This window comes from Thermodesulfovibrionales bacterium (genome assembly GCA_035622735.1).
GTDB lineage: Bacteria > Nitrospirota > Thermodesulfovibrionia > Thermodesulfovibrionales > UBA9159 > DASPUT01.
Genome location: DASPUT010000251.1, coordinates 1 through 10,345 on the forward strand (window position 1 = coordinate 1; position 10,345 = coordinate 10,345).

The following is a 10,345-nucleotide window of genomic DNA, read 5'->3' on the forward strand; positions in this document are numbered from 1 at the left end:
ATACGAGGTTCATCAACGCGAACGGCCTTCCCGGCGTGGGGCAGTATATAACGGCCTATGACTTATCAAAGATCATGAGGGAGGCGATTCGCTTTCCCGTGCTGCGAGAGATACTCAATACGCGGGTCGCCGAGGTGTCGACCCAATCGGGAAAGACGATCTTCATGAAGAATACGAACCGGCTCTTGTGGTCCGATGAAGATATCGTCGGAGGGAAGACGGGTTATACTCGGCAAGCGAGACATTGTTTCGTCTGCGTCGGAGAACGGGGCAACGATACTCTTATCATTGCGCTGCTCGGAACGCCGAGCAGGGCTTTGCTCTGGAAGGAGTCGGAGGAATTGATGGCCTTCGGTTTGAAGGTCATGAACCACGAGGAGGAACCGGTCGTGTATCTTACGGATCACGATTCCGGTGCCGGGAAAATGACGAAGGCCTCCTATACAAAGAAGACGAGGAAAAAGAGAGAAGAGTAGCACCGTATCAAGTTGCCCTCATATCCTTCCCTAACCTGCGGGGGACAACGATGAGAAGCCGCCTCAATTTGCCTTCCTAGCCAAAATGAGAAAATTCGAGATTTCCTTACCTGTTTCGTGTATAATTTTCGTAGCGCATCCGGACATGGAGGCAGTGAGCCTCCGGATCTCATAACATAAGGAGGAGAATTATGGCGGTGAAGAAGAAGACGGCGGTGAAGAAAAAGACAGCGGTGAAGAAAAAGACGGTAGCTAAGAAACCAGTCAAGAAAAAAGCCGTTGCCGCAAAGAAAGTCGTAAAGAAGAAGAGGACTCCTAATCCGGCGTTCATGAAAGCCATGAAGCCCAGCGACGCACTCGCTAAGGTAGTCGGTAATAAGCCGCTTCCGAGGACTGAGGTGACCAAGAAGCTCTGGGCATACATCAAGAAGAACAAGCTCCAGGATGCGAAGAATAAGAGGAATATCAATGCCGATGTGAATCTTCTCGCGGTATTCGGCGGGAAGAGACAGGTCTCGATGTTCGAGATGACGAAGTTGGTCAACAAACACCTCGGCTAATACTTGCTTCCATCGTGATAAAGGCAGGAGGGATGGGTCCTCTCCTGCCTTTTGTTTTAGTGGCCAGGATTTGATCTGACAGACGGTGCACCTTTAAGTCAGAACAGTCAGTTTTTCTCGAAAGCGAGTCCCCTTCGACAACTCATCAAATGTCCACTTCACGGCTACTCGAGAGTTACTGTGAATTGCAACTAGTGAGGATTCACAGAAAAAATGCGCAATAAATAGCCGAGGACACGAATGTGATAAAGCCAGTGCAATGACTTATCGCTGGAAAGACTTAAGAATAATCACCGAAAGCGTTATCCATGGTAAAGCAAGATATATCGCAAGTTTGGACAATAACGTCACGTCAATGAACTTGCGGAAATATTTATATACCTGTGAGATAAAAATGTAGGCCATCATAGCTTGGTATATTGCACAAATTGAGAGACGAATAACTTTAACAGTAACAGAATAATCCGGAAAAGCATTACCCCCAATTATCAAGAGAGTGCCACCGGTAAGCGCAAAACAAACTAAGAAATATATAACAAGGAAGAGAATAAGGAATCTATTTGTCATCTTAAAAAGCAAGCGGCTAAAGACTGCAATTTCCCCCTGTACTCCTTACTTCTAAAGAGTAACATTGGGAATTCATCTTCCCATGTATCGCTGATAGGCCTGAAGAAAACGATCTTTCAGATATGGGTCCGCGTCTTCCGGTCCCCTGACATTCAACTGGAGCTTAATTCTTCCATCGGCCAGCGTCTGTATAGCGATCGTAACGTCTGTGGGCCCCTTCCTACCCAGAATCAGGCCGGTGGTCCTGTCAGCCGTGGAGATAGTGATTCCCGCATCTCCTGCAGCCTTCATCGCGCTTTCCCACACGCGATCATATTGAGACGCCGGGTAGTAGTATGGCTCATACACGACGCAGGCAGAGAGCATCGTTGCAAGAACAGTCACGCCAAGAAGAAAAACCAGATAGGTTCTCGAACATAGTTCTTTCACATCAGTCTCCTTTCCGGGGTGCAAGACAAAATACTTCCTCGCTTTCTGCAAGCATTATAATTCCAGGAGCATGGGTATTGAATACCAAAGGTGCTCTGCCGTGCTCGATCCGATTCCTTTTGTGTGAATTTCATGAAGGAGCATTTCACTCCCCGTTCAATCTGCCTCGAGCCCGAACTTTTTCAGTTTCCTCCAGAGGGAGACCCTGTCTATGCCGAGGATCTGGGCAGCGAGGGTCTTATTGCCTCCGACCTCGCGCAACACCCAGTTGATATATGACATCTCCTGTTCCTCGAGCGAGGGAATCTTACCCTCCTTCTTCCTGAAGGTCCTTATGCTCAGTTCCCTCAGGTCTTCCGGCAGGTGGGCGACTTCGATCGTATTCCCGGATGAAAGTGCGACGCCCCGCTCAATAATGTTTTCGAGCTCCCTGACATTTCCCGGGAAGTCATAGTTCATGATGAGCCCGATCAGATCCTGGGATATTTCGGTGACGCCTTTCTTCATGAGAGCCGCATATTTCTTGAGGAAATAATAGCTCAAGAGCGGGATGTCGTCCCTCCTTTCTGAAAGGGGAGGAATGCGCATCGAGACGACATTGAGCCGAAAGTAAAGGTCCTGTCGGAAATGACCGTTCTTGAGCGAGTCCTGGATATCCCGGTTCGTTGCGGCGATAAATCGCACGTCCACCTGAAGCGGCTCTGTGGAGCCGAGTCGCAGGACCTCCTTTTCCTGGATTACCCTGAGCAGCTTTACCTGCATCGAGGGCGGCATTTCGGTGATTTCATCCAGGAAGAGCGTGCCTCCCGAAGTCGCCTCGATCAATCCCTTCTTCATCGCCATGGCCCCGGTAAAGGCACCCTTCTCATGGCCGAATAGTTCATTGCCGAGGAGCTCCTCGTTGAAGGCGCCGCAGTTGATCGCAAAAAAAGGTCCCGCCGAACGCATGCTGTTGACGTGGATGAACCGGGCAAAGAGTTCCTTCCCCGTGCCGCTCTCTCCGCTGATGATAACATTGCAGTCGGTTGGAGCGATCTGGCGCGCCGTATCGAGCAGGTTCTCCATCAACTGGTTCTGAGTGATGATTGTTACCTTCCCCTGGTAGCTCTCTATCTGATCTCTCAGCTGCCTATTCTCTTTCTTCAGACCCACCTTTTCTGCCGCTTCCCTCACAACCTTTCTCACCTCGTCGAGTTTGAAGGGCTTGGCGATGTAGTAAAAGGCACCGTGCTTCATGGCCTCAACGGCAGACTCAAGGGTGGCGAATCCCGTTATCATGATTACCTCGGTATCGGGATACAAGTCCTGACATTTCTTGAGGATCTGCATCCCGTCAACCTTCTCCATCCTGAGGTCCGTTAACACTACGTCAAAAGGCCGGTCTTCGAGCAGTCGCAGGGCATTTTGTCCGCTCTGAGTCGCCGTAACCTCGTAACCTTCCTTCTTCATGACGTGCTCAAGGTTCTTGAGGGCGATCTTTTCATCGTCAGCGATCAGTATCCTCGTATCGTTCGGCATCAATATTACTCCTTTGTCGGCAGACTGATAAGAAATGACGTCCCCTTCCCGACTTCACTATCGACGGCGATGCAGCCGTCATTCTCCTCTATAATCTCGTGGACGATGAAGAGCCCCAGCCCGGATCCCTTACCGACATCCTTGGTAGTGAAGAAGGGGTCAAAAATCCTGGAGAGGATGTCCGTGGGTATGCCCGAGCCGGTATCCCGTATTTCTATGTCTATCGTATCGTCTTCGAAGGTGCACTTTCCGCGGTATTTGAGATAGTTGAATAGCTCGGCCGTCTTTTCCGTCTTATCAACCGCCCTGTGTTTTTGAGCCTTGATCATGATAGCTCCTTCCGAACCCAAGGCTTCCAGTGCGTTCTTTATGAGATTCAGGAATGCCTGCTGCATCCGCTGTTTGTCGGCAACGATAGTTATCTCGTCGGGAACGGCAAGGGTTATTTCGACTTTGGTTGGGATCTGACCTCTCAGAAACCGGATCGTCTCTTCGAAGAGTTTATTGAGATTCAGCGGTTCTTTTTTGAACTCCTTATCCCGCGAGAATTCCAGAAGGGAACGGACGATATTCCGCGCCCTGTCTGTCTGTTCATCGATCTGTGCGAGGAGCTCTTCTCTGTATTTTTTATCGTTCTCGTCAATCTCCTCCATGAGTATCTGACAGGACGACGAGATGTTCGAGAGGGGGTTATTGAGCTCATGGGCAACCCCGGAGAGGAGGGTTCCGAGAGAGGCGAGTTTCTCAGACTGGATGAGATGCCGCTGCCGTAACTCCAGTTCTTTGAGCACCCTATTAAACGCGCCGACGAGAGAGAGGATCTCTCTTTCCTTCGAGTCAAGAGAGACTCTCTCAAATTTACCCTCCGAGATAACCTTCATGCTCTCCTCGAGTAACTTTAGGGGTTTCACCACCATCCGGGAGAGAACCCCTCCCACCACTGCCGTCAGAAAGACCAGGGCGATGATTGAGAGAATGAGGGCAGTCCGGTACATGGAGAGCATCGCCTGTAAGCTTTGCCGCTCTGTCTTCGAGATCTCTTCCGCCCTCGTGATGATGCCCTTTCCGATCTCCCGTATTCTGGTTTCCAAATGCCTGATCTCGACCACGGGAGGAAGGGGCGTATTCTGCACGCTCTCCTGTCTGAGCGATTCGTCTGCATACTGCTCGATGAGCTCTCGGTATCTCTTCAGATCATTTTGCAGGGCAAGAATCCGTGATGAGGAGGCTATGGTCTCAAAGCCCCCGATATTCCTTTCGAGCAGTTCCTGAGCTTTTGCAAGGTATTTCATGTTCTCGACGTAGTCGCTTCTCTGTTTGTAGAGGAAATAGTTTTTTTCGAACCTCCGTATCTCTAGGGTCGTGTCGAAGAATTCGGAGATCACCGCTCCGAAGATTACTTTTTTCTCGAGATACCTCACCTCTACAAAGGTGGCAACCGATAATCCGACCATGATGGCGACGATCGCAAAGTAACCGAGCCTTATCTTTTGCCTGATACTGGGTTGGAACCTGAGCATCGTTCATTGTATCATCCCATATTGCAAAAAGCAACGAATGGGACATCGCCTGCAACGGCGCACGTGCCCCAAAAACACCCGGCAGGATTTCTCCTTATTCGGGCGAGGATGCCCGGTAAGACTTTTGCTGACCACTAGGGTAGAATATATATGCAAAAACCGGATAGGGGAAAGGAAAGTTCCGGCAGAGATGAATATCTTCAAGAACGCGGACAAGAAACTCCAGACGGCAACGTTGGGAGAATTGCGGGAGACGATCGTCTCTGCCCAATTGCCCGCGCAGATCCTTCAGGTTGCTGAAAAGGAACTCGAGACGCTATCGAAGATAAGCCCGAATACGGCTGAATATACGATAGGGCTGACCTATATAGAATTTCTTCTCAGTCTACCCTGGAACAGAAGGTCGGAAGATAATCTCGATCTCATCAGTGCCCGGAAGATTCTGAACGAGCGTCATTACGGTCTCGATACCGTTAAGGAGAGGATCCTCGAACATCTCGCCGTCAAAATCTTGAACGTGAACAAGAAACCGAGAATCCTCGTGGTGGATGACGAGGATATCGCAAGGAGGAACCTCGAGCATATCCTCGGGAAAGAAGGCTATGCGGTGGTGACGGCCGCTCACGGCGGGGAGGCTCTCGAAAGATTGTCGGAATCGGACTTTGACGTTGTCCTGACCGACCTGCGGATGGAGAAGGTCGACGGCATCGATCTTCTAGAGCGGGTCAGGGTAAGGTATCCTGATACAAAGGTGATCCTGATTACGGCCTATGCTTCGATAGATTCCGCCATAGAAGCGATAAAGAAAGGCGCTTTCCACTATATTACAAAACCCTTTAAGCTCGATGATGTGAGGTCTGCGATCGCGCAGGCCATCGAGAAACGGGTTTCAACGGTGTCATCCAAAGGCTCTATTCTCTGTTTTGCCGGTCCGCCGGGGACGGGTAAAACGTCTCTCGGAATGTCGATCGCCGCTGCGCTCGGAAGACGTTTCGCGAGGATCTCACTGGGCGGGATGAAGGATGAAGCAGAAATCAGAGGACACAGGAGGACGTATGCCGGAGCGCTGCCGGGACGTATAATCGAGGAGATTCGTCGCACGCAGGTCATGAATCCCCTCCTCATGCTCGACGAGGTGGACAAGATAGGCTGTGATTTTAAGGGAGACTCTGCCTCTGCCTTGCTCGAAGTGCTTGACCCCGAACAGAACCGGAGTTTTCTCGACCATTATCTGGATGTTCCCTTTGATCTTTCGAACGTGATGTTTATCGTGACCGGTAACGTTGCCGATAACATCCAGGAGCCGCTGCGGGACCGCATGGAAGTGATCGAGTTCAGCGGGTATACCGAGGATGAAAAGACGGAGATCGGCTTGCGGTACCTGGTCCCGAAGCAGGTCCAGGAGAAAGGGCTGTCGGAATTCCCCCCGGAATTCAGCCGGATCGCCATGCACAAAATTATCCAGGAATACACCCGTGAGGCGGGGTTGAGGAGCCTTGAGAGGGAAATCGCCGCGATCTGCCGCAAGGTGGCCATGGGGTTTGCTCAGCAGAGGGAGACGGCAAAGAAGACCATGGTGACTCCGGAAATGGTAGAGAAGTTTCTCGGCCCGAGAAGGTATTACTTTGAGGTAGCCGATGAAAAACCCCGTGTGGGTGTTACTACCGGTCTCGTATGGACCGAAGTCGGCGGGGACATCATCTTCATAGAGGCTGCGAAGATGAAGGGGAAGAAAGAGCTGATACTCACGGGCTCTCTCGGCTGTGTCATGCGTGAATCTGCCCAGGCCGCCCTGAGTTACATCAGGAGCAACGCCGCATCCTTCTCTATAGCTGAGGACTTCTTCGAGAATCACGACATTCATATCCATATTCCCGCGGGTGCGATCCCGAAAGACGGGCCATCCGCCGGCGTCACGATAGCCATCGCACTCCTTTCACTCGTAACGGGAAAACCTGCTCGTCAGGATATCGCGGTATCAGGGGAGATGACGCTGAGTGGGAGAATCCTTCCGGTGGGAGGGATTAAGGAAAAGATGCTCGCGGCACGAAGGGCGGGATTGAGGGGGGTGGTATTGCCTCTCAGAAACCGCGCTGATCTTGAAGGACTTCCCGAGGACCTGAAGAGCGGTCTCGATATTCACTTTGCGGATAAGATAGAAGAAGTTGCCCGGATTCTGCTCGAAGCGAAATCTCTCTGATCGCCTTCCGTTAGCCCTTCCCGTTCTTATGATATAGGTCATAGCACTGGCGTCCCGGTGCGGATATACTAAGACCGTGATGGAGAATAAGAAAACAGAAAAGGAGAAGAGACCATGAATAAGAGCATCCATGAAGAATGTCCTTCCTGCTCGTCGATCGGGGTAATAGCGGGGAGTGCAGCGGAAGAGAACCCGAGGCTTTCCCATTGGCCGATACAGATCAAATTGGTAGGAACGGTTGCGCCCTTCCTGAACAACGCAGACCTGCTCGTCGCTGCGGACTGTACGGCCTTTGCGGTCCATGACTTCCACAGGGACTTTTTGAAGGACCGGAAGGTTCTTATCGGTTGTCCGAAACTCGACAACGCGATGACCTATGTCGAGAAGTTCACCGAGATTTTCAGCACCATACCGATCAGGCGGGTCTCCTGTCTCAGGATGGAGGTCCCGTGCTGTGGAGGAATGACCGCGGTCCTGAAAGAGGCGATAACGAAATCCGGCAAGGCGATTCCCCTCACGGAGACGATCATCGGGGTGAAAGGCGACCTCCTCGGTGAGCGACAGGTGATCGGTTAGGGGAGGGTTGCGATGACGGAACTCAATGTCACGGAAATCGTCCCGAAGGAGCGGCACCCCCTGATATTCGGGACCTTTGATGCACTTGGGGGCGGGGAATCCTTCATTCTCGTGAATGACCATGATCCGAAACCGCTCTATTACCAGCTCCTCCACGAGAGGGAAGGCCTCTTCTCCTGGGAGTATCTCGAACAGGGGCCTGAGCGCTGGAAGGTAAGGATAACGAGGAAGAAGGGACTATGACGGGGGTCATGGTTTTTGCGGCAGATTCGGGGTATCGTATGGGAGATATTCTCGCAGACCATTGAACAAAAAAAGGAGGTCTCATGGTGTCGACGAAAAAGGTGGTAACAAAGGATTCGATAATCGGTGACGTGATAAAAGAGAGCGCGGCGGCGAAGAAGGTGATAGAGAAATATTTCGGCAACGGCTGTTTCACGTGCCCCGGGATTAATATGGAGTCGATAGCCTTCGGCTCGATGATGCATAACATAAACCCCGAGACCGTGGTCAAGGAGATTAACGAGGCGGAGGAGTAGTATGGAGGTTACGTGCTTTGTCTGCGGCAGGACTGATAAAAACTTCGTCTACCTCAATTGCATCCACGAGGGTGATAATAAGCTTGTCTGCGCCCGTTGTCTCCCGGTCCTGATACACGGGGCTCATTGAGACGGCAGAGGGTCTCGGGACAGACGATCTGTCATTCCCTGCCGGTCGTTCACGAGGGGCAGTCTGACCCTGAAGGACGCGCCTTTTTCTCCGCTTTCGACAGACACGGCGCCCCGATGAGACACAACGATCTTGTGGACGATGGCGAGACCCAGGCCCGTTCCCCTGTCTTTTGTGGTATAGAAGGGAAGGAATACCTTGTTCCGGATCTCTTCAGGGATTCCATGTCCGGTGTCGGATATGGTAATTTCGACTGAATCCCCGTCGGCCGAAAATCCGAAGTTCAGCTCGCCTCCGGTGGGCATCGCTTCTACCGCGTTTTGGATGAGGTTCGTGAAGGCCTGTCTCAGCTGTATCTCGTCGCCGAGAACGAGAGGCATCCCGTCGATGCCGAGAGAGACCCGTATCTCCTGATGAGCCGGTGCGATATGCATGACGCAATTCTTTATGAGTTGCGAGAGATCCACGGCCGAGACCTGTAATTCCGTCGGCTTCGCGAAGGACAGGAAATCGGCGATTATTCTGTCCATGACTCCTATCTCGTGAGACACGGATTCCAAAATGGGGATCATCGAGGGGTCTATCTTCTTCGAGAGCAGTTTCGTGTACCCTGCTATCACTGCCATCGGATTTCTCAGTTCGTGCGCCATGCCTGCCGCCATCTCGCCGAGGCTTGAGAGCCTGTCTCTCAATTCGGCCTGTGACTGCAGCGCCTTCAACTCCGTGAGGTCCGTGAAGACGAGCAATTGTCCTATCGTCTCGCTCTCCGCGTTCTTGAGAGGCGTCAGGGTGAAGCCGATATGGAGCTTCCTCCCCGAGGTCGTCCTGTAGAGGAATTCCTCTCTCCCGGCGAAGGTCTTCCCTTTCAGGAGACCCGTGAGCGGCTCCCGGAAGACATCGTCGCAAGGCCTTCCCCTCGCATCCTCAGCCTTCACTTCAAGGATCCTCTCGGCTGCTGAGTTCACTTTCGTCACGACGAGATCGCCGTCGAGACTTATGACACCGCTCGGTACACTCTGGAGGATATACTCGTTATAACTCTGGAACACATCCGCACGTTCCTCGGCCTTCTTCCGAAGGGTTTCGAGTTCTTTTTCTTTTTCCTTGAGTCGTGCGACGAGTTCATGAAAGGTATCGACAATGAAGCCGACCTGTGAGCCGTCTTCCCGCTTCATGACTTCCCTCGCCCTTCTCACTCTTGCCATCGCGAGGAACACAAGGGACAGGAAGAAGAGACCGAGAAAGAGGAGGATCGATATGAAGAGCAGTGTCTCCTTCATCGGTGAAGATAGAGGGCCAGCAACTCTTGGCCGAAGAAGAGGGTTAGGAGCGCTCCGAACGCAAGGAAGGGACCGAAGGGCACCTTTGTCTTCCTCCCTTTTCCCCTGAAGACCATGAGGAATAATCCCACAAAGGAGCCGAAAAGGCTGCCGGCGAAGGTTGTGAGGAGAACGGACTTCCAGCCGGTGAACGAACCGACCATCGCCATCATCTTGATGTCTCCCCCCCCCATTCCCCCGCGGCTCAGTACAGCGATCAGGTAGAAGAGGACGCCTCCGGAGACGGCACCGATCACTCCTTCCTTGAGACCGAGGAGTGAGTCTCTCGCAAAAGGGTCAGGGAGGACGAAGGAAGCGGCGATGAGGCCGATGATAACACCCGGGAGCGTTATGAAATCAGGGATTATCTGGAAATCCAGGTCGATAAAGGCGATGACGATCATGGCCGAGCAAAAGAGGCAGAGAAACGGCAGGTGCCATCCAAGGCCGTAGCGCCATGCCGCAATGACATAGAATATCGCGTTGAGTGCCTCTACGAGAGGATACCGCG

General features: G+C 52.1%; 11 protein-coding genes. 6 read left to right on the forward strand and 5 right to left on the reverse strand.

What is annotated here, in order from left to right; translation table 11 throughout:
- The coding region (locus VEI96_13015; GenBank protein HXX58914.1) for a hypothetical protein at positions 1 to 476 on the forward strand (476 nt) is incomplete at its 5' end.
- Between the two features lie 191 nt (positions 477 to 667).
- Entirely contained in the window at positions 668 to 1,036 is a 369-nt protein-coding gene (locus tag VEI96_13020) for an SWIB/MDM2 domain-containing protein (protein ID HXX58915.1), read from the forward strand.
- Positions 1,037 to 1,675: 639 nt separating this feature from the next.
- Here the strand turns inward: VEI96_13020 and VEI96_13025 are convergent.
- The 3 genes from VEI96_13025 to VEI96_13035 form a co-directional block, all read right to left on the reverse strand.
- On the reverse strand, positions 1,676 to 2,032 hold the full coding sequence (locus VEI96_13025) for a hypothetical protein (GenBank protein ID HXX58916.1): 357 nt from the start codon (positions 2,030 to 2,032) through the stop codon (positions 1,676 to 1,678).
- Positions 2,033 to 2,188: 156 nt separating this feature from the next.
- A complete protein-coding gene (locus VEI96_13030) occupies positions 2,189 to 3,550 on the reverse strand; it encodes a sigma-54 dependent transcriptional regulator (protein ID HXX58917.1) in 1,362 nt (453 codons plus the stop codon).
- Positions 3,551 to 3,555: 5 nt separating this feature from the next.
- Positions 3,556 to 5,070, reverse strand: a complete 1,515-nt coding sequence (locus tag VEI96_13035) for an ATP-binding protein (protein ID HXX58918.1) — start codon at positions 5,068 to 5,070, stop codon at positions 3,556 to 3,558.
- 190 nt (positions 5,071 to 5,260) lie between these two features.
- Between VEI96_13035 and lon the strand changes: the two genes are divergently transcribed.
- The 4 genes from lon to VEI96_13055 all read left to right on the forward strand — a co-directional run bounded on the left by lon (position 5,261) and on the right by VEI96_13055 (position 8,385).
- On the forward strand, positions 5,261 to 7,270 hold the full coding sequence (gene lon / locus VEI96_13040; GenBank protein ID HXX58919.1) for an endopeptidase La: 2,010 nt from the start codon (positions 5,261 to 5,263) through the stop codon (positions 7,268 to 7,270).
- A gap of 114 nt (positions 7,271 to 7,384) precedes the next feature.
- A complete protein-coding gene (locus tag VEI96_13045) occupies positions 7,385 to 7,846 on the forward strand; it encodes a hypothetical protein (GenBank protein HXX58920.1) in 462 nt (153 codons plus the stop codon).
- A gap of 12 nt (positions 7,847 to 7,858) precedes the next feature.
- Positions 7,859 to 8,089: a DUF2249 domain-containing protein gene (locus VEI96_13050; GenBank protein ID HXX58921.1), complete on the forward strand. Its 231-nt coding sequence runs from the start codon at positions 7,859 to 7,861 to the stop codon at positions 8,087 to 8,089.
- 83 nt (positions 8,090 to 8,172) lie between these two features.
- Positions 8,173 to 8,385, forward strand: a complete 213-nt coding sequence (locus tag VEI96_13055; protein ID HXX58922.1) for a DUF1858 domain-containing protein — start codon at positions 8,173 to 8,175, stop codon at positions 8,383 to 8,385.
- Positions 8,386 to 8,508: 123 nt separating this feature from the next.
- Here the strand turns inward: VEI96_13055 and VEI96_13060 are convergent, their stop codons facing one another.
- Together VEI96_13060 and VEI96_13065 are read right to left on the reverse strand one after the other, a co-directional pair.
- Positions 8,509 to 9,795, reverse strand: a complete 1,287-nt coding sequence (locus VEI96_13060) for an ATP-binding protein (GenBank protein HXX58923.1) — start codon at positions 9,793 to 9,795, stop codon at positions 8,509 to 8,511.
- The coding region (locus VEI96_13065) for an A24 family peptidase (GenBank protein HXX58924.1) at positions 9,792 to 10,345 on the reverse strand (554 nt) is incomplete at its 5' end. The genes VEI96_13065 and VEI96_13060, both read right to left, overlap by 4 nt.

What these genes read in the sequence shown, in the direction of transcription:
- VEI96_13020 (HXX58915.1), top strand. Translation starts at nt 668, where the DNA reads ATGGCGGTGAAGAAGAAGACGGCGGTGAAGAAAAAGACAGCGGTGAAG.
- VEI96_13030 (HXX58917.1), bottom strand. Translation starts at nt 3,550, where the DNA reads ATGCCGAACGATACGAGGATACTGATCGCTGACGATGAAAAGATCGCC.
- VEI96_13035 (HXX58918.1), bottom strand. Translation starts at nt 5,070, where the DNA reads ATGCTCAGGTTCCAACCCAGTATCAGGCAAAAGATAAGGCTCGGTTAC.
- lon (HXX58919.1), top strand. Translation starts at nt 5,261, where the DNA reads ATGAATATCTTCAAGAACGCGGACAAGAAACTCCAGACGGCAACGTTG.
- VEI96_13045 (HXX58920.1), top strand. Translation starts at nt 7,385, where the DNA reads ATGAATAAGAGCATCCATGAAGAATGTCCTTCCTGCTCGTCGATCGGG.
- VEI96_13050 (HXX58921.1), top strand. Translation starts at nt 7,859, where the DNA reads ATGACGGAACTCAATGTCACGGAAATCGTCCCGAAGGAGCGGCACCCC.
- VEI96_13055 (HXX58922.1), top strand. Translation starts at nt 8,173, where the DNA reads ATGGTGTCGACGAAAAAGGTGGTAACAAAGGATTCGATAATCGGTGAC.
- VEI96_13060 (HXX58923.1), bottom strand. Translation starts at nt 9,795, where the DNA reads ATGAAGGAGACACTGCTCTTCATATCGATCCTCCTCTTTCTCGGTCTC.